The organism is Vibrio sp. M260121, assembly GCF_036533715.1.
Taxonomy (GTDB): domain Bacteria; phylum Pseudomonadota; class Gammaproteobacteria; order Enterobacterales; family Vibrionaceae; genus Vibrio.
Window position 1 is genome coordinate 1 of record NZ_JATABF010000027.1, and the last position, 25,087, is coordinate 25,087.

General features: G+C 44.9%; 17 protein-coding genes. 8 read left to right on the forward strand and 9 right to left on the reverse strand.

Annotated features, from left to right (window positions below):
• Positions 1-257 precede the first annotated feature (257 nt).
• Positions 258-1,202 (reverse strand): 23S rRNA pseudouridine(955/2504/2580) synthase RluC, encoded by a 945-nt coding sequence (rluC, locus tag QTO06_RS15015; protein WP_009707033.1) that lies wholly within the window; start codon positions 1,200-1,202, stop codon positions 258-260.
• Positions 1,203-1,840: 638 nt separating this feature from the next.
• Here rluC and rne point away from each other — a divergent pair.
• Positions 1,841-4,930: a ribonuclease E gene (gene rne / locus QTO06_RS15020; RefSeq protein ID WP_331408736.1), complete on the forward strand. Its 3,090-nt coding sequence runs from the start codon at positions 1,841-1,843 to the stop codon at positions 4,928-4,930.
• 324 nt (positions 4,931-5,254) lie between these two features.
• Positions 5,255-6,814, forward strand: a complete 1,560-nt coding sequence (locus QTO06_RS15025) for a SulP family inorganic anion transporter (protein WP_005439600.1) — start codon at positions 5,255-5,257, stop codon at positions 6,812-6,814.
• A gap of 80 nt (positions 6,815-6,894) precedes the next feature.
• Here the strand turns inward: QTO06_RS15025 and QTO06_RS15030 are convergent, their stop codons facing one another.
• On the reverse strand, positions 6,895-7,344 hold the full coding sequence (locus tag QTO06_RS15030) for a low molecular weight protein-tyrosine-phosphatase (RefSeq protein ID WP_331408737.1): 450 nt from the start codon (positions 7,342-7,344) through the stop codon (positions 6,895-6,897).
• Between the two features lie 117 nt (positions 7,345-7,461).
• On the opposite strand from QTO06_RS15030, the gene cobO reads away from it, so the two are divergent.
• Positions 7,462-8,067, forward strand: coding sequence for a cob(I)yrinic acid a,c-diamide adenosyltransferase (gene cobO / locus QTO06_RS15035; RefSeq protein ID WP_331408738.1), 606 nt, complete (start codon positions 7,462-7,464; stop codon positions 8,065-8,067).
• Between the two features lie 123 nt (positions 8,068-8,190).
• Here cobO and QTO06_RS15040 read toward each other — a convergent pair whose 3' ends face one another.
• The 3 genes from QTO06_RS15040 to apbC form a co-directional block, all read right to left on the reverse strand.
• A complete protein-coding gene (locus tag QTO06_RS15040; RefSeq protein ID WP_331408739.1) occupies positions 8,191-10,278 on the reverse strand; it encodes an AsmA family protein in 2,088 nt (695 codons plus the stop codon).
• A gap of 189 nt (positions 10,279-10,467) precedes the next feature.
• Complete coding sequence (gene udk / locus QTO06_RS15045; RefSeq protein ID WP_005439612.1) at positions 10,468-11,109, reverse strand: uridine kinase; 642 nt, start codon at positions 11,107-11,109, stop codon at positions 10,468-10,470.
• A gap of 181 nt (positions 11,110-11,290) precedes the next feature.
• Positions 11,291-12,367, reverse strand: a complete 1,077-nt coding sequence (gene apbC / locus QTO06_RS15050) for an iron-sulfur cluster carrier protein ApbC (protein WP_331408741.1) — start codon at positions 12,365-12,367, stop codon at positions 11,291-11,293.
• Between the two features lie 216 nt (positions 12,368-12,583).
• Between apbC and metG the strand changes: the two genes are divergently transcribed.
• Both metG and QTO06_RS15060 read left to right on the forward strand, forming a co-directional pair.
• Positions 12,584-14,644: a methionine--tRNA ligase gene (gene metG / locus QTO06_RS15055; protein ID WP_331408743.1), complete on the forward strand. Its 2,061-nt coding sequence runs from the start codon at positions 12,584-12,586 to the stop codon at positions 14,642-14,644.
• A gap of 214 nt (positions 14,645-14,858) precedes the next feature.
• On the forward strand, positions 14,859-15,665 hold the full coding sequence (locus QTO06_RS15060; protein WP_331408745.1) for a hypothetical protein: 807 nt from the start codon (positions 14,859-14,861) through the stop codon (positions 15,663-15,665).
• Positions 15,666-15,752: 87 nt separating this feature from the next.
• Here QTO06_RS15060 and fadR read toward each other — a convergent pair whose 3' ends face one another.
• Positions 15,753-16,592 (reverse strand): fatty acid metabolism transcriptional regulator FadR, encoded by an 840-nt coding sequence (gene fadR / locus QTO06_RS15065; RefSeq protein WP_331408746.1) that lies wholly within the window; start codon positions 16,590-16,592, stop codon positions 15,753-15,755.
• Between the two features lie 639 nt (positions 16,593-17,231).
• Between fadR and nhaB the strand changes: the two genes are divergently transcribed.
• Together nhaB and dsbB are read left to right on the forward strand one after the other, a co-directional pair.
• Complete coding sequence (gene nhaB, locus QTO06_RS15070; RefSeq protein WP_199460083.1) at positions 17,232-18,818, forward strand: Na(+)/H(+) antiporter NhaB; 1,587 nt, start codon at positions 17,232-17,234, stop codon at positions 18,816-18,818.
• Between the two features lie 86 nt (positions 18,819-18,904).
• Positions 18,905-19,441, forward strand: coding sequence for a disulfide bond formation protein DsbB (gene dsbB / locus QTO06_RS15075; RefSeq protein WP_331408747.1), 537 nt, complete (start codon positions 18,905-18,907; stop codon positions 19,439-19,441).
• An 83-nt stretch (positions 19,442-19,524) separates the two neighbouring features.
• Here dsbB and QTO06_RS15080 read toward each other — a convergent pair whose 3' ends face one another.
• A complete protein-coding gene (locus QTO06_RS15080; RefSeq protein ID WP_331408748.1) occupies positions 19,525-20,133 on the reverse strand; it encodes an SEC-C metal-binding domain-containing protein in 609 nt (202 codons plus the stop codon).
• A gap of 453 nt (positions 20,134-20,586) precedes the next feature.
• Between QTO06_RS15080 and dusC the strand changes: the two genes are divergently transcribed.
• Positions 20,587-21,546 (forward strand): tRNA dihydrouridine(16) synthase DusC, encoded by a 960-nt coding sequence (gene dusC, locus QTO06_RS15085; RefSeq protein ID WP_331408749.1) that lies wholly within the window; start codon positions 20,587-20,589, stop codon positions 21,544-21,546.
• A gap of 88 nt (positions 21,547-21,634) precedes the next feature.
• Here the strand turns inward: dusC and QTO06_RS15090 are convergent, their stop codons facing one another.
• Together QTO06_RS15090 and malZ are read right to left on the reverse strand one after the other, a co-directional pair.
• Positions 21,635-23,095, reverse strand: coding sequence for a diguanylate cyclase (locus QTO06_RS15090; protein ID WP_038889862.1), 1,461 nt, complete (start codon positions 23,093-23,095; stop codon positions 21,635-21,637).
• A gap of 113 nt (positions 23,096-23,208) precedes the next feature.
• Positions 23,209-25,035 carry a maltodextrin glucosidase gene (malZ, locus tag QTO06_RS15095; protein WP_331408751.1) on the reverse strand — a complete coding sequence of 609 codons (1,827 nt, stop codon included), beginning with the start codon at positions 25,033-25,035 and terminating at the stop codon, positions 23,209-23,211.
• Between the last annotated feature and the right edge of the window lie 52 nt (positions 25,036-25,087).

Below are 25,087 nucleotides of genomic sequence, written 5' to 3' on the forward strand. Positions count from 1 at the left end.
ATCGGGAATCGGGAATCGGGAATCGGGAATCGGGAATCGGGAATCGGCTTCATTTTGTCTTTCTAGAGACCAACTCTGTCAACTCCGGTTAGAACTTAGTTTCTTTAACTTGCCCTACAACGAAGCGCTTCCGAGTATTAGAGCGCTGCATTCCGAACGCCCTTGCACTTCAACTCGACGATCAAAAAAGCCGATGTCTTAACATCGGCTTTTACATAGCTTTTTGTAGCCCCCTAAGGATGTAGATACGCTTGCCTCTACTTTTTACGTAAACCCGCTAAGACTTTCTCTAATTTCGCTTCCATCGGCGCGTTGATTTCCATCCACTCATCATTCGACGGGTGCTGGAACTTGATGTTCGCTGCGTGTAGGAACAAACGGTTCAAACCAACCTGACCTGTGTACGCATCAAAACGGCGATCGCCATAACGGTCATCCCATGCAATCGGATGTCCCGTGTATTGAGTGTGCACACGAATCTGGTGAGTACGTCCAGTAATTGGACTTGCTTGAATTAACGTTGCTTGTTCGAATTTCTCCAATACTTTAAAACGCGTCTCAGACGGTTTGCCGTTTGGGTTCACTCGTACAATGCTGTTCACTTCGTTTTTAAGCAGTGGCGCATTAACGACTTTGCAGCTGTTTTTCCACTCACCCATGACAAGCGCGAAGTAGAACTTCTTCACTGTCTTTTCACGGAACTGTGCTTGTAAATGACGTAACGCAGAACGCTTCTTCGCAACCAGCAATATGCCAGATGTATCACGGTCGATACGGTGAACGAGTTCAAGAAAGCGAGCTTGTGGTCGTAATGCTCGAAGTGCTTCAATCGCACCAAACTTTAATCCACTGCCGCCGTGCACTGCTGTGCCAGATGGCTTGTTGAGAATCAATAGATGATCATCTTCAAAAATGATCTTGTCTTCCAACTCTGCCACTTTGTTTAGCTTCGTGCTCGGCGCGACGTCGTCCTCTTTCTTTTCTACCGTAACCGGAGGAATACGGACAAGATCGCCTGCTTTTAGTTTGTACTCTGCCTTAATGCGCTTTTTGTTTACGCGCACTTCCCCCTTGCGCACGATTCGGTAAATCATGCTCTTTGGGATGTCTTTTAATTGGTTACGCAAGAAATTATCAATGCGTTGACCCGCCATATCTTCGTCGATATCAACGAACTGGACTTGTGTTCTTATTTCGCTCATGGGCGGTATTGTAAACTCAAATCTGTACGACTTCACATTATTCTTGCTGCAAAAGAAACACTTGTTGTCATAAATAGTTCCAAAACACGCCAAGCTTTTGTTTAGATTATTAAAAGTCTTTATCAACTTCTCTATTTGTTTCTCGTCTTTCTCAGTTTGCGAGACTCAAGTGCTTATGAAACAGCCAGTTATAAATTACAAAATTTGAATTTAGCGCCAAATTTTCCATCGTTTGCGCTAAAGCAGATTGCTGATATCAACCTGCGCTGCTATAGTTCACAGCTGCTAAGGAAGGTTTGGTTACATTTTGTTCATTACCAATCATTTATCCCCAAGCAATGTGAGTAGGTTGTTGAATGTCAGGTGCAGCATTGGCGTAAGACACATTGAGTTCAACACACTTGTCACTCTACTCCTCGCATATTCACGTTGAGTATCTACCGCCCGACATAGCGGGTCACAAGTTTCCGTTTCCAACGAAACCCAAAAGAATTTGTGATGACTGAAGTGCCCTAGAGCATCCCCTTCCAGCCGGGAGGCTGCAAAATATAAGCCATGGGATCAGGCACCGTGAAAGAGCGAAACAAAAGTGACAAGTTACAAAGAAATATAAAAGAAAAGACAACGAGAAATTTTCAATGAAAAGAATGTTAATTAACGCAACTCAAAAAGAAGAGTTGCGTGTCGCTCTGGTTGATGGCCAGCGACTTTTCGATCTTGATATCGAGAGTCCAGGTCATGAATCTAAAAAAGCGAATATCTACAAAGGACGTATCACACGTATCGAACCAAGCTTAGAAGCCGCATTTGTTGATTACGGTGCTGAGCGTCACGGTTTCCTCCCTCTCAAAGAAATTGCCCGCGAATACTTCCCAGAAGGTTACACGTATCAAGGTCGCCCAAGCATTAAAGAAGTGCTGACTGAAGGTCAAGAAGTAATCGTACAAGTGGAAAAAGAAGAACGTGGTAGCAAGGGCGCAGCTCTTACTACTTTCATCTCTCTTGCGGGTAGCTATCTTGTTCTTATGCCTAATAACCCTCGTGCCGGCGGTATTTCTCGTCGTATCGAAGGTGATGAGCGCACTCAACTAAAAGCCGCTTTAAGCACGCTAGAACTGCCGCAAGGTATGGGTCTAATCGTACGTACTGCTGGCGTAGGTAAGAGTGCAGAAGAACTTGAGTGGGACTTGAACGTACTACTTAACCACTGGGGTGCGATTAAGGGCGCGGCAGATTCTAACCCTGCTCCTTTCCTAATCCACCAAGAAAGTAACGTTATCGTTCGTGCGATCCGTGACTATCTACGTCGTGATATCGGTGAAATCCTAATCGACAGCAACACCATCTATGAGCGTGCACGAGAGCACATTCAATTGGTACGCCCAGATTTCATCAGCCGCGTTAAAAAATACGAAGGCGAAGTACCGCTATTTAGCCACTACCAAATCGAAAGCCAAATTGAATCAGCTTTCCAACGTGAAGTGCGCCTACCATCAGGCGGTTCTATCGTAATCGACCCAACAGAAGCTCTAACTTCTATCGATATCAACTCTGCTCGTGCAACAAAAGGCGGCGATATCGAAGAAACAGCGCTTAATACTAACTTAGAAGCAGCAGACGAAATCGCTCGTCAATTGCGTCTACGTGACCTTGGTGGTCTGGTTGTTATCGACTTTATCGATATGACGCCAGTTCGTCACCAACGTGAGGTAGAAAACCGTCTACGTGAGGCCGTTCGTTTAGACCGTGCTCGCGTTCAGATTGGGCGCATTTCTCGCTTTGGTCTTCTAGAAATGTCTCGTCAGCGTTTGAGCCCTTCTCTAGCAGAAGCAAGCCACCATATTTGTCCTCGTTGTACGGGTACAGGTGTGGTTCGTGACAACGAGTCTCTAGCACTTTCTGTTCTTCGTTTAATTGAAGAAGAAGCACTTAAGGACAACACAGCACAAGTACTTGCTGTAGTACCTGTGCCAATCGCGTCTTACCTTCTAAACGAAAAACGTCGCTCTGTGAACCACATTGAACGCACTCAAGAAGTGAAGATCACGGTTGTTCCTAACTCTGATATGGAAACACCACACTTCGAAGTGATTCGCGTACGTGAAGGTGAAGAGTTCGATCTGCTTTCTTACCTACTTCCTAAGAAACTGGAAGCAATGAAAGAAGCAGAAGGCAAAGAGCCTGCAGAAGCTGACATCAAACCTAAACGTATTGAAGAACCAGTTCTAAAAGGTTTCGCTGCACCAGCTCAAACTGCGCCAGCTCCTAGTGCGACTTCTAAGCCTGCTCCGGCAGCGAAGAAGAAAGAAGTGGTTCAAGAAGAAAAGCCTGGTCTATTTAGTCGTCTATTTAAAGCGATTGGTAGTTTCCTATTCGGTGGTTCTGAAGAAGTAAAAGAAGAGCCTAAGAAAGAAGAAGAGAAGAAACCAAACCGCGATAACAAACGCAACAAACGTGACCGCAACGACCGTCGTCGTAACAACAACCAACGCGATAATCGCGAAGGTCGTGACAACCGCGACAACAAGCGTCGTCGTAAGCCACGTGAAGAGCAAGCGACTGAGCAAAACGAAGCGCAGCAACAACCTAACAAGCAGCAAAATCGTAACCAGAAGCGTAAGCCAAAAGCTCAGCAAGCTGAAAAAGCACAAGAGCCAAAAGCAAATGCTAAGGTAGCGGAAAAAGGCCTGCAGCTTGCTGCTGAAGCACGCACTGGTTCAGAAGCGAAGCCTGAAGAAAGCAAAGCGAAGCCAAACGCAAAAGCAGAGAAAGTGAAAGAGCGTCGTCAACGTCGCAAACTAAACAAATCTGTACGTGTGAAAGACCAGCAAGCGGCTGAGCAAGCTGAACAGGAAACACCAGTACAAGCAATTGAAGCGGTTGAAGCACCTGTTGAGAAGCCAGTAGAGGCGGCAGCAGAAGCGCAACAAGACAAAGCTGAATCGAAACAACGTCGCAACCGTCGTTCACCACGTCACCTACGTGCAAGTGGTCAACGTCGTCGTCGTGGTCGCGATCGTCGCCCTAACCCATTCCGCCTGCGTAAAGGTGGTGTAGCCTCTCCTGAGATGGCTATGGGTAAAGTGATGCCACGCTACATTCCAAAACCAGCGCCTAAAAAGGAAGAGCGAGTGAAGGAAGAAGTGGCAGTAGCAGCGACATCTGTGCCTGCAATGCAAGGTGGTTTTGCTTGTCCAGAAATGGCGATGGGTAAAGTGATCATTCGCCGCGAGCAACCAGCAGTAGTTGAAGCGCCAGTGGTTGAAACCCCAGTGGTTGAACCAAAAGCTCAACAACCTGCAGAAACAAAAGTTGAAGCTCCAGTTGTAGAAACACCAGTAGTTGAAACAGCAGTAGTCGAGCAAGCTGAAACTGTAGCAGCAGAATCGACACCAGTTGAGCCAATCATTGAACCGGTTGAAGCACCTGTCGTTGAAGTTACAGAAGCAGCTCAGGAGCCAGTAGTTGAAGCGGTAGAAGAAACTGTAGAGCAAGTTGCAGTAGAAGCACCAATCGCTACACCAGCTCCTAAAGCAGAAGTTATCAAAGTAGCTGCTAAGCCTCGCGCTAGCGCTCCGATGACTAAAGCACCAGGTCCTCAAGAGCTTCGTGAAATCACGGTTTCAGCAGCGCCGTTTAAAGCAGACCGCTACGCTCCAAAAGGCGCAGGTAGTCAAGTTGCAACAAACCGTGCATCAGCACAGATGACAAAACCAAACTTTAGCTAAGCTAGAATTTGTCCTCGCGAACGCGAGAGTGAAACGAAAGGCTGCCAATTGGCAGCCTTTTTTGTTGCTGTGAGTGTTAACTATAATTGTTCATATTAATATCAACGACTGATCACATTTGTGCGTCAATATCCCCTTCATTGTTGAACTTAATCACACTTTTCGGTAGCATTCGCCGACTTAAGTTTTCGACACCATTCTGCTGCTGCTCTTTTTTACTACTGTTTGTGCTGATAAAAGTGAAGACACTTTACCCATCAGCGCTCGTGCAAATACGAATATGTGTCGGGAGAAATTCATCGCCAAGAGAACTCAATACAAAACATGTTCGAATTTCCTCAATTTTCTAAGCACTCCGTAAAAAACGATGTGCTATCAGGTCTTACGGTTGCGCTAGCACTGGTTCCTGAAGCTGTAGCATTTGCATTCGTTGCTGGTGTAGACCCTATGGTTGGTCTGTACGCAGCCTTTATCGTCGGTCTTATCACCTCTATCTTCGGTGGCCGTCCAGGTATGATTTCTGGTGCAACAGGCGCTATGGCTGTTGTAATGGTGTCACTTGTTGCGACTCACGGAGTTCAGTACCTATTCGCGGCGATCATGTTAGCCGGTATTCTTCAGGTCGCAGCGGGTCTATTCAAGCTGGGTAAGTTCATTCGAATCGTCCCTCATCCAGTAATGATCGGTTTTGTAAACGGTCTGGCTATCGTTATCTTCCTAGCTCAGTTAGGTCAGTTTAAGGCACCAGACATCAACGGCATGCTGACTTGGCTACCACAAGACCAAATGCTACTAATGCTGGGCCTAGTTGCGCTGACAATGGGTATCATTCACTTTTTACCAAAAATCACCACAGCTGTGCCATCTTCACTGGTTGCGATCGTAACAGTAACGGCTCTAGTGGTTGGTTTAGATCTAGAAACACGTACGGTAGTCGATTTCCTACGTACTATGTCTGGTGACGAAGCAGCGACTTTGGCGGGCTCTCTTCCGACCTTCTCAATTCCAGCCGTTCCTTTCACTCTTGAAACACTGCAGATTATCTTGCCTTACGCAATCATTCTTGCAGCTATCGGTCTGATTGAGTCTCTACTGACGCTAACGGTACTAGATGAAATGACCAACACTCGTGGTCAATCAAACCGTGAATGTATCGGTCAAGGTATGGCAAACATGACATGTTCAGTGTTTGGTGCAATGGGTGGTTGTGCGATGATTGGTCAGTCAATGATCAACGTAAACTCAGGTGGTCGTGGCCGTCTATCAGGTATCGTTGCAGCTATCGCACTATTGATGTTCATCCTGTTTGCATCTTCTCTGATTGAAATGATTCCACTTGCTGCGCTTGTTGGTGTGATGTTCATGGTGGTTATCGGTACGTTCGAATGGGCAACGTTCAAACTTGCACGTCGTGTACCTAAACAAGATTTCTTCGTTATCGTTCTCGTAACGGTCGTAACTGTACTGACTGACCTAGCGGTTGCTGTAGCGGTTGGTGTTATTGCCTCGGCACTTATGTTCGCATGGCAACACGCTAAACACATCTACGCTGACACGCGCCTAAATGAAGAAGGCTCAAAAGAGTACAAAATCCACGGTCCTATCTTCTTTGGTTCTGCGGCTAACTTCTTAGAATTGTTCAACGCACACGACGATCCTAAAGACATTATCGTCGATTTCGCGGACTCTCGTGTAACAGACCACTCTGCAATCGAAGCGATCGAAACACTGGCTGAACGTTACGCTGCACTAGGTAAAACGCTTCACCTACGTCACTTGAGCCCAGACTGCCGTAAGCTACTAGACAAAGCAGGCAGCTTGGTTGAAATCAACGTGAAAGAAGACCCAAGCTACAAGGTTGCGACTGACATACTTGCTGGCTAATAAAACTAAAAAGGGATGAGCATGACTCATCCCTTTTACTATCCAGCTTTCGGGCTCTTCGCCCTATCCAAACTATTTGACTAAAGCTTCTTTAAAATCGTTTCCGACGCGTCTTCCATCAAATCCAGTACCAATTCAAAACCTGCATCACCGCCATAGTATGGGTCTGGGATCTCGTCATAGTCTGAATCACCATGACTTAAGAATAACGACACTTTGTGGCGATGCTCTGTCGGACATATATCCAATAGATCGGCAAGATTCGCTTTGTCGGCCGCTAACACCATATCAAATTCATCAAAGTCCCCTACCGTTACCTTACGAGAACGCATTCCTTTAAACGAATAGCCTCGTTGCTTTCCTGCTTGCATAGAGCGTGCATCGGGGGGATTTCCTGCGTGGTAACCAATAGTCCCTGCGGAGTCCACTTCCACTGAAATACCCAGTTCTTTAGCTTTCGCTCTTAATACTGCTTCACCTGTTGGCGAACGACAAATGTTTCCCATACAAACAACGAGTAGTTTCTTCATTTTATTCCCTGAATTATCGATGGTTTTTCTTCACCAACTGTTGGTCTATCATAACGAGATAATTCGATGAACCCAAGTAACCACGGGCAAAGCACACAACGGAATTGAGGAAGTATTATGTCTATCGAAGAAAACAAAGAAGCACGCCATAAGGCTCGCCAACAGAAAGTAAAAGAGCAGGTAGACGCTAAAATCGCCGCTGCCCAAGAAGAAAAAGGCCTACTACTTATCATCACTGGTAATGGTAAAGGTAAATCGACATCTGGTTTTGGCACCATAGCGCGTGCCGTTGGCCATGGATTGAAATGTTCCGTTGCTCAGTTTATCAAAGGTACATGGAATAATGGCGAGCGCAACCTACTAGAGAAGCTCGGCGTTGAGTTTCAAGTGATGGCAACGGGCTTTACTTGGGAAACGCAAAATAAAACCGCCGATACACAGGCCGCTCAATTGGTGTGGCAAGAGTGTAAGCGTATGCTTAAAGATGAATCGATTGATGTGATTCTGTTTGATGAGCTGACGTACATGGTGAGTTATGGCTATATCGACTTAGACGAAGTGGTCGAAGCGCTGAACAACCGCCCGAAGATGCAATCTGTTGTGATTACTGGTCGCGGTGCACACCGCACCTTGATTGAGATGGCTGATACCGTTTCCGAAGTGAAGAATGTTAAGCACGCCTTCGAATCTGGTGTAAAAGCCCTAAAAGGTGTCGATTGGTAAGTGTTTAAAGATTTCTCTGAGCGAATAAAGCTCCAAAGAATTCGAATAATGCACAAACTAAAAAAGGGTTGGCTCAGGCCAACCCTTTTGCTTTAACGATATATAGCTAGGAAGCTTGGTTCGTTATTTAAATAAGTTCTTCAACAAACCATCAACGGCTTCTTTAGTCTTCTCATCTTTGATCTTGTCCGTTAGCTTCTCTACGCCACGATCAATTTCTTTCTGTGCTTTTTGCTTCAACACATCATCAAAGACCAACTTAAATTTAGGCTCAGCCCATTTGCCAGAAACGTTGATAGGAATAGTGATGTCTTTAAGCTCATCGATATTCTTACCGCCCTGACCTTCCAGTGAACCTACAATCGAGGTGCTGATGGTAAAGTCAACCGTTTCGTTTAGGTAGTTCGCTTGACCTTTACCACGAACGCGAAGAAGTGGAGACTGCGCTTTCATGTTATCTGTAGAAACCACACCTTTGTTCAACTTCAAGGTCGCTGTCATCGCGCTGAAGTCCGTTTTCTTGACTTCATCAGTGCCATCTACGCTCTGGCCTTTGAATCGTGCGTAGTTTTCACGGATAAGCTGAGCGACGTTAATGCCATTAACAGCGCCATCCGCAAAGTTAATCACAACCGTGCCTGTTAGATTTTTCTTGATGCCTGTTGGCGTTAGGCTCTTACCACTAACGTTCACATCAATGTTGCCTGTGCCTTCTAGCATGTCGTTATTTGCTACATCAACAAGTAACGGTTGGACTTGTACGCCTTTGATTGATTTCTTCGCAGAGTAAGTGGCAGGCGATTTACGCGCATCCAGTTTGGCTGTTGCAGTGATCGTGCCTTGGTACAACTTAGAGCTGAATGAAGTGAGATCAAAGACACCACGATTAACAGAGAAGCTTGCTTTTACTGCTTCCATCTTCGCGTTAGCTGCTTTGAACTTATCAATCGTAATATCACCTTTCACATCAAGCGTTTTTAGTGCCGATAAGTCTGGTTCAACTTCTGGCCCTGCTGGTGCTTTGCTACCACCTGATGCTGGTTTATTATCCGCAGAAGCTTGTTTGTTCAAGCCAAGGAATTCATCCAAATCGATATTAGGACTATGCACTGCAAAACGTACTTTCGGAATATCACCCAGAGTGACATCCGCTTTACCATCTAGTGCGATGGCGTTCGCCGTCAGCTTCTCCAACACAAAGCTCAGGTGGCTCTTAGTTAGGTCGAACGAAAGATCCGAAGCCATATACACTTTCATTGGTGATTGCGGTAGTGCATCCCCCTCAAAAGTTGAGTTGAGCGTCAACTTGTTCAACTGCACTTTGCTGATGGCTTTATCGACCGTTAATTCACCGCCACCCTGCATATCCAGCTTCATACCACCAGCTTCGCCTTTCAATGCATAGCTTAGGTTGTTTACTTTATCGAATTCAAACGTTTCCAAACCAATCGTTGCTGATTCAATCTTGTTTGTCGCATCTGAATAGGTTGCATCGAAGTTGATGTTTTTCAAAGCGTAGCTTGCAAGGCCTTTTGCCAATTTGAAGTCTGCTTTACCTTGCGCGGTGAAGGTTTGCTCATTCATCTCACCTTTCACGCCAAAGTCTGCGGTTGTCCAGTTATCGAAAGCAAACTGAGAAAGGTTTAGTGAGATATCAGAAAGCTTGGTGTAGCTTCCGGCTTGTTTATCTTGGATTTCAACATAACCATTTGAGATGCTGACACCGGCAAGATTGATCGTCCAATCAGAAGCAGCGCTTTGTGAGTCTGCGGCTTGCTCTGGTGCTGCATCCGTCGTTTGTTCTGCTTGTTGAGTTTGTGCTTTGGTTAATGCATCAATGTTCTTGGTGCCATCTTTCAGTGTTTCAAGATAGAACTCTGCACCATCAAGGGTGACGTTACCAATTTCTAGTTGTTTGCTTAATAGCGGGGTAACCGAGACATCAACACCGACCGTTTCAACTTTAAATAGATTTGGCTGACTAAAACCTTGTGGGTTTCTTAGCTCAGTACGACCCAATTCGAAACCAATCGATGGGAAAAACTGCCAACTAATATCCCCTTCAATGACTAATTCCAAACCGGTTTGCTTTTGCGCTTGCTCCACAATAAGTGGTTTAAACTGGTTTGGATTGACAAAAATCACTAACCCTAAAATAACAGCCAAGATCGCCACAATTGGGAGGGCAATGATTAAGAGCAGTTTCTTCATTCGCTTTTTCCTTGCTCGAGTGTTTTTACAATTATAAGCGCAGACTTGTTTTATCGCCGACAGTTCCACAAAAGCGTGAAAAATGTCCGGTTTTCCGTTGCAACTGACTAATTTAAAAACAAAAAAAGAAGTGGCACCTAAGGTGCCACTTCTTCATACAAAAATAAAGCGATATAGCCGTCTAAAGGCTTAAGCTTTCAGAAGTTTTGCAATGTGCGCTTTAAGAACGTCGATTGCGATACGGTTTTTACCACCGCGAGGAACGATGATATCCGCGTATTGCTTAGAAGGTTCGATAAACTGCATAAACATCGGACGAACAGTCTGTTGGTATTGCTTAAGAACAGACTCCATAGTACGACCACGTTCTTCAACGTCACGCTTAACACGGCGTAGTAGACAGATATCAAGTGGTGTATCCATAAATACTGTCGCGTGCATTAGGTCACGTAGACGAGGGTCGGTTAACAGCAAAATACCTTCAAGAATGATTACCTTTTTAGGGGTCATTGGAGTGGTGTTGCTTGTACGAGTGTGCTCTGTGTAGCTGTATTCTGGAACTTCTACAGCTTCTCCACGCACCAATTTCTCTAGGTGTTCGCAGAGTAGGTCGTGGTCCAACGCGCTCGGGTGATCGTAGTTAGTCTTTACACGCTCTTCCATGCTTAGGTTGCTTTGGTCGTTGTAGTAGCAATCTTCCGTGATGACACCGATTTGATGATCGCCCACTTTCTCGCGAAGCTCATTGTAAATTGTGCTCGCGATCAGACTTTTTCCCGAAGCAGAAGCGCCAGCAATACCTACGATGACGCATTGATTATTATCAGACATTAATTTGCACCCGATGATGATTTTCTAGTCACATAAAAAGATAAACTGCCTGATTATAGGGAGTTCACCCCCTCGTGACTAGCTGGAATTAGGGTTTCGTTATAAGTTTCTGTCAGCTCAGAGGATTAACCTCCGAGCAAACGTTTAAATGTGCAATATTCAACCAGCGTTAATATTAAACTCAGTTCACCATAGTAAAACTGATTGCATCCGGCTTGGCTTTACCTTGCCAATACATGGTGCCACAAACTCGGTCAGCAAGCTGTTTGTAGTAGCCCGCATGCTCACTATCAGGGCGTCTCGCCACCGTTGGGATACCGGCATCAATATCTTCTCGCATAGAGATATGAAGCGGAATTTGCCCAAGCAGTGCCAAACCAAATTCTTGTGACATTTTCTCTGCACCACCAGTACCGAAAATATGCTCAACCGCTCCACACTGACTACAAATGTGGTAACTCATGTTCTCAACGACGCCGACAACTGGCACGTTAACTTTATGGAACATAGCCGCACCTTTACGTGCATCCGCTAACGCAAGATCTTGTGGTGTAGTAACAAGGACAGTACCTGTTACTGGAATTTGTTGTGACAACGTCAGCTGAATATCCCCTGTACCCGGTGGCATATCAATCACCAAATAATCGAGTTCTGGCCAATCAGTCTCTGTTAGCAATTGTGACAATGCCTTAGAAGCCATCGGCCCCCGCCATATTGCCGCTTCAGCTTTATCTACTAAGTAACCGATAGAATGAGTATAGATGCCATGGGCTAAAATTGGCTCCATCCATTTCGCGTCACGTACTTCAGGCTTTGTGTCTTCTTGACCCAGCATCATCGGTACCGACGGGCCATAAATGTCGGCATCTAACAAACCCACTTTGGCACCTGATTGCGCAATTGCTAGAGCAAGGTTGACTGCTGTCGTCGACTTCCCTACTCCTCCTTTCGCAGAACTGACTGCGATGATGTTCTTAACACCCTTAACTGCATTCTGAACCTGGGTTTCAAGCGCTTTAACACCGAGCTCAATCTGGAACTCAAACGCAGGGACATCACCTGCTGCTTGCTGTTCTTTGATCCAATCGCTCAGCGCATGTTGAAGCTCGTTGCTCGCGAATGGCAAAGTAATTTGGATGCCGCCTTGCGCTGGAATCGCGACCATCCCATGAATATCTGCCCAGTTTTCCACCAACTGCGGATGTTGGAACTGGTTAAGCCAATGACAAAAGTCTTGTTTTGAAGTGAACTGGTGCATGACGCCTCCTTTATACCTAAATGACCTCAAAGTGCTTAGGCCTTTTCGCATCTTGAAGTCACTTGGGTATAACACTCTAATCGTAGCACCCAGAGACAAGATTCAGAACCCCAAAAAAACTAAGGCAATCCATGGTTTGATGCCTTGGCGTTAGGAAGCTCATGGGGTAGTATTACTCTCTATTTTTTTATACCTATCAAAAAGCGATTATTAAGTATGGCAAACGATCCAAGAAAACTGCTGGTAACTTGTGCCCTTCCGTACGCTAATGGTTCGATTCACCTAGGTCATATGCTTGAACATATTCAAGCTGACATCTGGGTTCGCTACCAACGCCTACGTGGCAACACTGTAAACTTCATCTGTGCTGACGATGCTCACGGCACGCCAATCATGCTAAAAGCACAACAGATGGGTATTACACCAGAAGAGATGATCGCTGCAGTAAGCGAAGAGCATCAAAAAGACTTCGCTGGCTTTGATATTAGCTTTGATAACTACCACAGCACACACTCAGAAGAGAACCGTGAGCTAGCTTCTCACATCTACCTAGAGCTTAAGAAAAACGGTTTTATCTCTAGCCGTACTATCTCTCAGCTGTTTGATCCTGAGAAAGAAATGTTCCTACCGGACCGTTTCGTAAAAGGTACTTGTCCTAAGTGTAAGTCAGAAGACCAATACGGTGACAACTGTGATAACTGTGGTGAGACGTACAGCCCAACTGAGCTGATTGATCCAAAATCAGCAGTATCTGGCGCTACTCCAGTAATGAAAGACTCTGAGCATTTCTTCTTCGACCTACCTCAGTTCGAAAGCATGCTAAAAGAATGGACACGCTCTGGTTCACTACAAGCCGAAACGGCAAATAAAATGCAAGAGTGGTTCGAGTCTGGCCTGCAGCAGTGGGATATCTCACGTGATGCACCTTACTTCGGTTTTGAAATCCCAGGTGAGAAGAACAAATTCTTCTATGTATGGCTAGACGCACCTGTAGGTTACATGGCTTCTTTCAAGAACCTATGTAACAAAACTGAAGGTCTGGACTTCGATGAGTACTGGAAGAAAGACAGCACAACTGAGCTTTACCACTTCATCGGTAAAGACATCGTTTACTTCCACTCTCTATTCTGGCCAGCGATGCTAGAAGGCAGTGGTTTCCGTAAGCCAAACAACGTATTCGTACACGGCTACGTTACGGTAAACGGCGCGAAAATGTCTAAGTCGAAAGGCACGTTCATCAAAGCAGCAACATACCTAGATCACCTAGATCCAGAGTGTCTACGTTACTACTACGCAGCTAAGCTAAACAGCCGTATCGATGACCTAGACCTTAACCTTGAAGACTTCACTCAGCGCGTTAACGCTGACGTAGTAAACAAGATTGTTAACCTAGCATCTCGTAACGCTGGCTTCATCTCTAAGCGCTTTGAAGGCAAACTATCTGCTAACTTCGCAGAAACTGAGCTATATAACGAGTTCACAGCGGCCGCTGACCGTATCGCAGAACTATACGAAACGCGTGAGTTCGGTCGTGCAATCCGTGAAATCACAGCACTGGCTGATAAAGCAAACCAATACGTTGATGAAAAAGCACCGTGGGTTGTTGCTAAAGAAGAAGGTAAAGACCAAGAGCTACAAGACATTTGTTCTGTTGGTATCAACCTATTCCGCGTTCTGATGACTTACCTGAAACCAGTAATGCCAGAGCTTGCTGCACGTACTGAAGCGTTCCTAAACGAAGAACTAACTTGGGAAGGTATCGCTGCGCCGCTAACTGATCACGAGATCACTAAGTTCAAAGCACTATTCAACCGCATCGATCCTAAGAAGGTTGAAGCGATGATTGAAGCATCTAAAGAAGATGCGGCAGCAGAAGTTGCAGCAAAAGAGAAAGCAGAAGCTGAAAAGAACAAAGAGAGCCAAACTGAGCTAGACAAGGATCCAATCGCAGAAGAAATTGAATTTGACGCTTTCGCAGCGGTTGATATGCGTATCGCGCGCATCATCTCGTGTGAAGAAGTGCCAAAAGCAAACAAGCTGCTTAAGTTCCAACTAGACATCGGCGGCGAAACTCGTCAGGTGTTCTCTGGCATTAAGTCAGCGTACAAACCTGAAGAGCTAGAAGGAAAGCTAACCGTAATGGTAGCGAACCTAAAACCTCGTAAGATGAAGTTTGGTATGTCTGAAGGCATGATCCTAGCAGCGGGCCCTGGTGGCAGCGACCTATGGATCCTTGAGCCGCACGAAGGTGCTCAACCAGGTATGCGTGTAATGTAATTCGTTACTTTACGACGTGACTTAGAAATCCTCGCCCAACTCGGCGGGGATTTTTTTTCGACTGAATTCACACTTTTGGTGAAATCGCGCACCAAATTCGGACATTTCATTATTAACGATTTACATAAGCTACTGTTTTAAAATGTTTTAATTATTGGCATCAAAACTGCTCCTTCATCGTTGCTAGGTCAAAAGCACTAACAAGGAGTTGGTTATGTTTGTTTTGATTTCTACTTTGATCTCGATTGCCATTCTGGCAGGGATCTATCACTTGGCTGCGAAGCGAGAAAAGCAACATGCTCGCAAATATCAATTACTCACCTTATTACGCGATGTGGTTCACCTACTGCGCCGTCACCGAGCGGTGACCCACTACTCTATCCAATACCAACAACATCATGAAAAAGAAATAGAGCAAATTCATCAGGAGTTAGGTTATAAACTGCATCAGCTCGTGGAAACTTCTCGCTTTGAGAACAAACCCATGTATCGCGTGCTGCAAATCAAAATCGATAAGTTGATGGAACAATGGCAGGACAACACGGTAGCGCGGAATCAGATGGAGCATGGCAAACTGATCCGTCATAGTTTGTTCTTAATGGATGAAGTTACCATCGCATGGCTCGCTATTGCCCAAAGAGACGAGTTACATGACGAGTACCATATGAACTGGCAAACCGTGATTGATAGCTTAGAAACGCTGACACAGCTCCGTATCAGCATTCAAGACATGCAAGACAGAGGTGGGCCTGAACGGATGAGAAATTACGCCTCGGTAATGATTAGAAGGCTCAATCAATTGGCAGTAATTAGCCCCTTGAGCGTAGCCTCTCCGATGTCTGCTAGGTCGATTCAATCTCTAAATGAATATATAGAAGGTGAAGTATTGTCACTGAGTGAAGAGGAATTGTACGACATTACCTCTGACTTGTCCCTTACGGTGTTCAATACCTATGATCAAATGCTCTCAAACATCATAGAAACCCTTTACCTACCGTTACCCAGACTGTCCTTAGCCTAAACCGAGCTTCGAAAAAGCAAACACAAAAAAAACCGCAGGGTGATACCTGCGGTTTTTGTACTGAAATCGTTGGAATTCAAGGGTTAATTAACTGTCATCTTCTGTGAAGTTCGTTGGCAGCTCTTGCTTCATCTCGTTCCAGATTTGTGCACTTTCCATACCGTAGTGACGAATCACGATTGGTAGTTGATCGCGCTGGCCTGTTTCACACGTTTCTAGAAGCTGACGGTAAAAACTCAGAGCCAAATCACGTGATGCTGGGTTTGAGAAGTAGTAGCTGCCTACGCGATCATAAAGCTTTCTTAGGCCGTTGAAGATCAATCCGTAAATCTGGTTACCAGAATGGAACGCTAAGCGTTGGAACAACATGTAGTCGTAGAAGTTGAATGTCTTAGCAATCAGGATTTCTTGACGCTTCGCTTCATCTTTTTCGTTGTCTTCTTTTACGCTTTGCAGGATCTTGTCGGCGTATGGAGACGCAGCAATAAAGTCATCCCAAGAAGAGGCACTAACAAGCGCTTCACAAGACTCAATCACGTTCTGGATTGTGCGCCCAGACGCCTCTTTGTTTGCTTTAAACGCATAGCGCATGAAGATTGGACTGATGTTAGTACGTGCCGCAAGCAAATCTTCAACGATGTTTGTTGCGTTATCAACGTCTAGCGTCATTAGCGTGTCCAAGATATGCAGACCAGAGGTCTCCATGAATTGGTTAACTTTGGTTGGTTTGCCGTGTTGGATAGTCAACCAACCGTCTCGCGCAAGACGCTGAAGCACTTCGCGTAACGTTGTACGAGTAACACCAATAAGTTCAGATAGCTCACGTTCAGCGGGTAATATTGAGCCAGGTGGAAAACGGCCGTTCCAAATGCTCTCGATTATGTATTTTTCTGCGAAACCCGCAGGGCTTTTAGCCTTAATGACCATTCTGTTTTTATCCAATATTGATTTCTAAGGGTCGATGCGACTCATCATACCACTACTTAACGATTTGCGAAAATTAACGATCAACAAATGAAACGAAATCTCAATATAGAGTTAATACTCTACATATATCCTTAATTTAAAACCCTAATCACTTGGAACCAAACGCGCAAAATTTATATTTTGCAAAAATTGGAACAGCCACAAACTCACGGAAAATAAAGCCTACCCCGTCACATTTTTCTGCTCAAAATATGCAAAATAAATTTGTGTTTTACGATTAATATTCTTTCTTAATTTATCTTTTCTCGTAATTGACTTTGTTTTAAATTCCAAGGTGATTTTTTTTAATCTTTTCGTGGTATAGTAACGCCGTTTTGATCGCGTTATTACAAATAAAAAGCAGTTTTAGTCGGCAGCATCACGTTTTGTTATTGACTATAAAATGCCGAAGTGTAGAGTTGCGGTCGAAAGTGAGCGGTGCTTAAGTTCAGGGGAAGTAACTTGGCAAGACTACAGTGAAACAAGGGATTGTTGTTTTTCTAAGTTATTGTTTTAAAAGGCTAAATAATAAGTCTAACAAACAGATACTTAAGCACTATTGTAGTGTCTATTCATAATTTTGTTATAAAGAGAATTATCATGCCGATGTCGCTCGGAAATGCCTTTATCAAGAACTTTCTTGGTAAAGCGCCTGATTGGTACAAAGTTGCCATTATAGCCTTCCTAATTATTAACCCGATTGTTTTCTTCCTAATTGACCCATTTGTTGCAGGTTGGTTGCTAGTAGCAGAATTTATTTTCACGCTAGCAATGGCGCTGAAGTGTTACCCACTTCAACCAGGCGGCTTGCTTGCAATTGAAGCGGTTGCTATCGGGATGACCAGCCCTGCCCAGGTGAAGCATGAGCTGGTTGCGAATATCGAAGTTCTTCTACTATTGGTATTCATGGTTGCGGGTATCTACTTCATGAAACAGCTTCTGCTGTTCATTTTTACGAAGATCCTGCTTGGTATCCGTTCTAAAACATTACTTTCACTCGCATTCTGTTTCGCAGCAGCGTTTTTGTCAGCATTCTTGGACGCGCTGACCGTTATTGCCGTTGTAATCAGTGTTGCAGTTGGTTTCTACTCGATTTACCACAAAGTGGCTTCTGGAAACCCTATCGGTGACCACGACCACACTCAAGATGACACCATCACCGAGCTAACGCGTGATGACCTAGAGAACTACCGCGCATTCCTACGTTCATTGTTAATGCACGCAGGTGTTGGTACAGCACTAGGTGGCGTTACTACCATGGTTGGTGAACCGCAGAACTTGATCATCGCTGACCAAGCGGGCTGGTTCTTTGGTGAGTTCTTGATTCGTATGTCTCCAGTAACTTTGCCAGTATTCATCTGTGGCTTGATCACGTGTGCGGTTGTAGAGAAGCTAAAAGTGTTTGGCTACGGTGCTCAACTGCCTGACAACGTTCGCCAAATCCTAGTCGATTTCGACCGTGAAGAACGCAAGACTCGTACTAACCAAGACGTAGCGAAACTTTGGGTTCAAAGCCTTATCGCTGTTTGGTTGATTGCCGCACTTGCACTTCACTTAGCAGCTGTTGGTCTGATTGGTCTTTCTGTGATTATCCTAGCGACTTCGTTTACTGGTGTTATCGAAGAGCACTCGATGGGTAAAGCGTTTGAAGAGGCTCTGCCGTTTACAGCACTACTTGCGGTATTCTTCGCAGTGGTTGCTGTTATCATCGACCAAGAGCTATTCAAACCTGTTATCGATGCGGTACTTGCTGTTGAAGATAAGGGCGCTCAACTTGCTCTGTTCTATGTTGCTAACGGTCTGCTTTCGATGGTTTCGGATAACGTATTCGTGGGCACAGTTTACATTAACGAAGTGAAGACAGCGCTTGTTGAAGGCCTTATCACTCGTGAACAGTTCGACCTACTAGCCGTTGCAATCAACACAGGTACTAACCTACCTTCAGTTGCAACGCCAAACGGCCAAGCTGCGTTCCTATTCCTACTGACATCAGCACTAGCACCTTTGATTCGTCTATCATACGGTCGCATGGTTATCATGGCGCTTCCTTACACGGTTGTATTAGCGCTTGTTGGCTTGATGGGCATCATGTTCTTCCTAGAACCAGCAACAGCATTCTTCTACGATGCGGGCTGGATTGTGCCAAGTAGTGGTGATCTAACTCCAGTTGTGTCAGGTGGACACTAAAAATTTGAGTTGATTAGGAAACTTATCCAAGTTAAAAAGCTCTGAGTAATCAGAGCTTTTTTATATTTTCAGACAGGATTGTAACCGTGAGTATTTTTGCATCACTTAATCAGTTTTCGAAAGGACGCTTATCTTGGCTCCTTCTCCTTCTAGCGATTATCTTTTTTGAAGCCTGTGCCCTATTCTTCCAACACGTTATGATGCTAGCACCTTGTGTTATGTGCATTTACGAACGTGTGGCAATGATGGGAATTGGTTTTGCCGCGATGATTGGTCTTATCGCACCAAACAACCCACTCGTTCGCTGGATTGCATTAGCAGCATGGGGCGCAAGTGCTTATAAAGGTTTGATGCTGGCGATGCAGCACGTCGACTATCAGTTCAACCCATCACCGTTCGCAACGTGTGACTTATTCGTGACTTTCCCGAGTTGGGCTCCGCTAAACCAATGGGCTCCTTGGATGTTCGAAGCGTATGGTGACTGTGCGAAGATTGTTTGGCAATTCTTTGGCCTTTCAATGCCTCAGTGGTTAGTTGTCATCTTCGCAGGTAACTTGGTTGCACTTGCATTCATCGTGATTGCTCAGTTCTTTAGTGGTAAGCGTAAAAATCCAATTCAGTAATCGGTAATAATCTTTCGCACTTAGTACCGAGCAAGCAGATCAAAAAAGCCGACTATTAAGTCGGCTTTTTATTTATATTGCAATTACTTACCGCAACACTGTTTGAACTTCTTACCACTTTCACAAGGACAAGGATCGTTACGACCGACATCCTTAAACGGGTTCAAGCTCTTAGATTTCTTGCCTACCATCAGCTCATCAGCACCAAGTGCTACTTCGTTGATCATGAGATCAAGTTGATCAACAAAATCAGCCAACGCTGGCGGGTTCTCAATACCTGCATCACTCATTTGCTGTTGAGTTTGCTCTTCATCAATCGCCAACATCATGGTGGTCAATAATGCTTGCAGCATACGCTCTAGACCATCGTTGAGCACAACCTCATGCCATTGCTCTTCAATCATTGGCCACACAGACATAAAGCCTTCAGCAAAGTCTGCTAGCTGCTCTGCATCACTATTGGTCAGCGCAAGAATCGAGTACTCATTACGCAGAATGTAGTTATGCTGTTTGTGAATCTGCTCTTCAACAGCTGGCTGAATGGCTTTAAAACCTTCACCAAGTAGTGGCTCTAGCCAGCTTTCTGGTGTTAGCGGTTTTGTCATCAGGTTTGCAGCAAATACTGCACCTTCCAAAAACAGTGAAGATTCGTCTAGCTGAACTTCACCTTTCTCAATTAATGTGTATTGCATGACATCTGGTTTCCCATGAATTTGGCGGCATTATACCCCAGAGCTTATACCCAAGTAACCTCGAGATGCTTGGTTCAGCGAGAATGAGTTGGTTTGTAGACGCGGCGCCGATTTAAAGGTCTAGTGGGCCTAAACCAAGAATCGGCAACAAAGTATACAAGCCAAGGCCCTTACTATTTGCAAAGAGTGCCCTTCGGGAGCGTGTCATTGAACTCGCTTTTTTATTAAACCAATGGCTGCGTCAAACAACTTGGAAAGAGCTCGCTATTCCACGGCGTTGTTTTCCTTGACCTCGAATCAATGACAACGCTCTGAATCCAGAATCTTGAAGTCACTTGGGTATATAGGATGCTAGTTGATGTGTGTCCGCGTTGATGAGTCTTTTAATGACAAACTTCACTCACATCGCTACAATCGCCCTCCTTTTTACTACCAAACTGTATTAGGCAAGCTATGCGAGTTGTATTAGGCCCGATGGAAGGCGTTTTGGACCATTTGATGCGCCAAATCCTGACCGAGATAAACGACTATGATCTGTGTGTGACAGAGTTTGTTCGAGTGATCGATCAGCTGTTACCTGATCACGTATTCCATCGTTTGTGTCCTGAGCTGCTTCAAGGCTCACAGACCGCATCTGGCGTGCCTGTTCATGTACAATTGCTTGGCCAAGAGCCGAATTGGATGGCAGAAAACGCAGTCAAAGCCGCGGAACTGGGCGCTCGAGGTATTGATCTTAACTTTGGTTGTCCGGCAAAACTGGTAAACAAAAGTAAAGGTGGCGCGGCGCTTCTTCAGCACCCTGAGTTCATTCACAACATCGTAAAAGCATGTCGTGATGCCGTACCAAGCAATATTCCTGTCACTGCGAAAATTCGTCTCGGTTGGGAAAACCCTGAAGACTGCTTCGAGATTGTAGATGCGATTCAATCTGCTGGAGCAAATGAGCTGACGGTTCACGCTCGTACAAAGCAAGGTGGTTACAAAGCCTCGGAAATCAAATGGGAATACATTACCCAGATCCGTGAGCGTTTTTCTATCCCGCTCATCGCTAATGGTGAGATTTGGAACTACGAAGATGGCCAACGCTGTATTGAGACCACAGGAGTGGATTCTCTGATGGTATGTCGTGGCGCATTCAATATTCCAAACTTGGGTAACATGGTTAAACACAACCAGCAACCAATGGCTTGGTCAGAAGTCGTCGAACTGCTGATCTATTACTCTCAGTTTGAAATGAAAGGCGATAAAGGTTTGTATTATCCGAACCGCGTTAAGCAATGGTTCTCTTACCTACGCCAAGCCTACCCTGAAGCAAATGAGTTGTTCCGCGAAATTCGTACATTCAATAAAGCAGCGCCGATCGTTGAGCACATTCAACGTTACCGCGACGAGCTGCAATCTCGCGTCGCATAGTGGTTGACATAATTTGAGAGTACAGTGAATTAAGAATAAGAAAAAGGGCGATGAATTCGCCCTTTTTTGTTTCTATCGCTCGCTAGTTCTAGTGACAAATTTTGTTTTTGCCCGTGCTTTTCGCTTCATAAAGCTTCTCATCGGCAAGCTTAAACAGCTCATCAAAGCTTTCCAGTTGAGCAGCAGACTTAAACTCCACACCACCAGAAACGGTAAAGCCACCAGCAACCACCTTACGTGAACTCTTAGCGATCGCCTTTCTTACTCGCTCTAAAATTCGAAGCATACTTTCAAAATCTTCGTCGTAGATAGCAAGTACAAATTCTTCACCACCAAAGCGTGATGCGACATCTGAATGACGAATATTATCTCGGATGCATTTTGCCACCAAACGAATCGCATCATCCCCCACATCATGTCCATGGGTATCATTGATTGATTTAAAGTCATCAATATCGAATACCGCCAGCGCGACGTGTTTTTTAGTCATCTTATTGCGCCATACAGCCTGTATGCCACGTCGATTCAATAACCCAGTCATTGGGTCTTTCGCCGCCAATTCTTTGAAATAGCGACGCTCTGTTTGAGTGTTGACTAGGAACAATGCCACTGTGCTCAAAACATAAATAAAGAAAGCCACCGCGACGCTGTACTTCTCAAACGCCAATAGATTCTTCAATTCACTCCAAAGGTCGTATTCATAGAAAATACGGTGATTGGCACTCAAACGCTCATGCTCTATAGGCTTTAAACGCATCACATTGTCAGGAACATCCATTACAGCAGAAATGATGTGTAGCTTACCTGCCAGGTTTTCATTTGCTTTTAGTAACCCATCAACATCGAAATCAATCGATAACACGCCTTGGTGCTCATCTTTTTCATAAATGGGCACGGTTAAACTTACGACTTGGCCATCATGTCTGTCTAACATAGGCGCAGGGCCTGACATGGTCACTTTCATCGTCTCTTGAGCTGTTTTTTGCCAGAATGGTCTCGCCTTTAGCGTCTCCCACAGCTGTTGAGAGAAATATTGAGCATAGGTATCTGGCGAGGAGATGATGTAGCCTCGTTGATCAATGTAGTGAATCGCAACGATATGGGACTCAATGTCATGAAGGAAAGAGAGAGATGGTGCAAAGCCAGCTTTTTTTTCTGCCAACTTAAACAGCTTAGTGCCAGGTTGGCAAAGCGATTTTTGTCCCACGATCATGTAATCCAACTCCACTGCAGGTAACCCACCTGAGTGTTTGTTCTCTAATAGCAGAACATCTATCGGCCACACGTAACATAAGCCATTTTTTTCCATATGGTTATGTTCTTTAAATAGCGGGTGCGCGGGATTCGAGTAGTTAACAAAGCTGTAGTCCAACGCGGTCAATACTTTGATTGCGCGATCGATGGCACGGTCAACTTGAGAGTACTCTAGCGTGATGTAACGATTCATCGCATCGTAGTAGTTCTTTGCTGTCACCAGCATGACAACACAGAATAAAAAGAGTGGGAAGAAGATGACAAACTTGAGGCTAAATCGCCTTTTATTACCCATTGAGCACCATTGTTTCTAATAATATAAACCCTTCGAAAACTTAGATTATCGAAGGGCTGTTTATAGTTTTATATTTATGTATTCATAAATTTTAATAAAGAAGGCGCTCGAAGTCACTCGATCTGCCATATTTTGCAGTTCATTGCTGGGATATTGACAGAAAAATGACGTTCACCACTTACAACTTCACCTTTGTCTAATAATTGATGCAACTGTTTTGCATTTAAGCCAACTTGCCATAATGGAAGGTTAACATTTCGCTCGTATTCATCGAGGTTAAATGCCACAACTATTGCTTCTTCTTTCCATTGTCGAACGAAAACCATGACCTGTTCATCACAGTAAAGCCACTGCAAACTTCCGGACTGTAGAGCCTTGTATTGCTTGCGAATTCCTATCCACTTTTGATAAATCGGCAACCACTCAGAAGCCTCAATCAGCTCCCAAGGAAAGCAACGACGGTTATCAGGATCTTGTCCGCCTTCCAACCCAACTTCACTACCATAATAAAGGCATGGAGTGCCGACATAAGTCATGAGTAAACCCAGTGCAAGGCGCATTTTTTCCTTATCGCCATTCAAAAGCGTCAGAAAACGGGCGGTATCATGACTATCTAATTGATTCAGTTGAGACAGTTGGTTGGCAAATGGCACTTTTGCTCGCGCTTCATCCACCCACTCTTTGAAATCTAGTGCGTTGATGTCGATCGGATCGTACATGATGTCTTGCTTAGCAATCAGGGCACGAACAGGGTGCGCGAACCCGTAGTAGTTCATCGCTCCATCTTCTTGTCCACCTTGCAGCCATTGAGTAGCTTCAAAGAAATGCTCTCCTAACACATAAGCATTAGGGTTGATCGCTTTGGTCGCTTTACGAAACGCTTCTACATAGTGAGCATTGTTTTTTGCTCCCTCGCCTTCTCCCAGCATATGGATTACATCAAAACGCCAACCATCGACAGAATATGGTGGTTTAAGCCAATGCTTAATCACCGCATCCTCACCTTGATAAATATGATCGCGGACTTGTTCGTTCTCAAAGTTCAAAACCGGCAAATTGCCGATTCCTTTCCAGCCAATGTAATTATTGGTTTCTCCCTCGAAGAAGTAATAGTCACGAAAATCTGAATTTGGGTTTCCATACGCCCCAAGACCTTCTTGTTTTATATCGAACCAAGGGTGCTCCACTGAGGTGTGATTAAATACCGCATCCAAAACTACCTTCATTTGCTTGCCATGAATTCGTTCACACAAATCTGCAAACAGTTCATTGCTTCCAAACATTGGATCGATCGTGAAATAATCCGTAGTGTCATATTTATGATTACTTGGTGCAGTAAAAATTGGGTTGAAGTACAACGCTGTCACACCCAACTCATCCAAGTAGTCAAGCTTCTGCTCAACACCTTTTAAATCGCCGCCGAAAAACTCTCTTGCGCCCGTATTTTGGTGAGACCCAACCGCCTCCCCCCAAGGTTTTACTAAAATTTCTGGGTCGTATTGAGCGTAAGCATTTCGAATCGATTGCTCATCTTGGCTAGCCTTAAAGCGATCAGGAAAAATCTGGTAGAAGACCTGTTCTTGCACCCAGCGAGGAGGTTGAGACTGCGTGTTCAACTTAAAGTGGAACTCTTTCGGCGGCATACGCTTATGCACGCCTCTGCCATCAAGCCAAAGCTGGTGGTTGCCTTTGATCAGCTTGAACACATAATGGGTGACGTCACGGTCTCGGTTCGCTGCAAATTGTGCTTGCCACAACTGAAGCTCACCAGCATTACCACAAGGCTTCATCTCTATGAGGTATTCTTCGTTGTCTGGTTCACAGCGCACGTGCACGCTATCAAACTCGATGTTTTCGGTTTTCAAAATGACGGTAAGCCGTTCACCATCAAGAACAAGGCCATCTTCAGTCTGGCTATGGAAGATAAATGGAAGGGTCATGGTAAGCGCTCTTAGTATTGGAATATTCCACTATTTTAATAAAGAGCACCCA

What these genes read in the sequence shown, in the direction of transcription:
- rluC (WP_009707033.1), bottom strand. Translation starts at nt 1,202, where the DNA reads ATGAGCGAAATAAGAACACAAGTCCAGTTCGTTGATATCGACGAAGAT.
- rne (WP_331408736.1), top strand. Translation starts at nt 1,841, where the DNA reads ATGAAAAGAATGTTAATTAACGCAACTCAAAAAGAAGAGTTGCGTGTC.
- QTO06_RS15025 (WP_005439600.1), top strand. Translation starts at nt 5,255, where the DNA reads ATGTTCGAATTTCCTCAATTTTCTAAGCACTCCGTAAAAAACGATGTG.
- QTO06_RS15030 (WP_331408737.1), bottom strand. Translation starts at nt 7,344, where the DNA reads ATGAAGAAACTACTCGTTGTTTGTATGGGAAACATTTGTCGTTCGCCA.
- cobO (WP_331408738.1), top strand. Translation starts at nt 7,462, where the DNA reads ATGTCTATCGAAGAAAACAAAGAAGCACGCCATAAGGCTCGCCAACAG.
- QTO06_RS15040 (WP_331408739.1), bottom strand. Translation starts at nt 10,278, where the DNA reads ATGAAGAAACTGCTCTTAATCATTGCCCTCCCAATTGTGGCGATCTTG.
- udk (WP_005439612.1), bottom strand. Translation starts at nt 11,109, where the DNA reads ATGTCTGATAATAATCAATGCGTCATCGTAGGTATTGCTGGCGCTTCT.
- apbC (WP_331408741.1), bottom strand. Translation starts at nt 12,367, where the DNA reads ATGCACCAGTTCACTTCAAAACAAGACTTTTGTCATTGGCTTAACCAG.
- metG (WP_331408743.1), top strand. Translation starts at nt 12,584, where the DNA reads ATGGCAAACGATCCAAGAAAACTGCTGGTAACTTGTGCCCTTCCGTAC.
- QTO06_RS15060 (WP_331408745.1), top strand. Translation starts at nt 14,859, where the DNA reads ATGTTTGTTTTGATTTCTACTTTGATCTCGATTGCCATTCTGGCAGGG.
- fadR (WP_331408746.1), bottom strand. Translation starts at nt 16,592, where the DNA reads ATGGTCATTAAGGCTAAAAGCCCTGCGGGTTTCGCAGAAAAATACATA.
- nhaB (WP_199460083.1), top strand. Translation starts at nt 17,232, where the DNA reads ATGCCGATGTCGCTCGGAAATGCCTTTATCAAGAACTTTCTTGGTAAA.
- QTO06_RS15080 (WP_331408748.1), bottom strand. Translation starts at nt 20,133, where the DNA reads ATGCAATACACATTAATTGAGAAAGGTGAAGTTCAGCTAGACGAATCT.
- dusC (WP_331408749.1), top strand. Translation starts at nt 20,587, where the DNA reads ATGCGAGTTGTATTAGGCCCGATGGAAGGCGTTTTGGACCATTTGATG.
- QTO06_RS15090 (WP_038889862.1), bottom strand. Translation starts at nt 23,095, where the DNA reads ATGGGTAATAAAAGGCGATTTAGCCTCAAGTTTGTCATCTTCTTCCCA.
- malZ (WP_331408751.1), bottom strand. Translation starts at nt 25,035, where the DNA reads ATGACCCTTCCATTTATCTTCCATAGCCAGACTGAAGATGGCCTTGTT.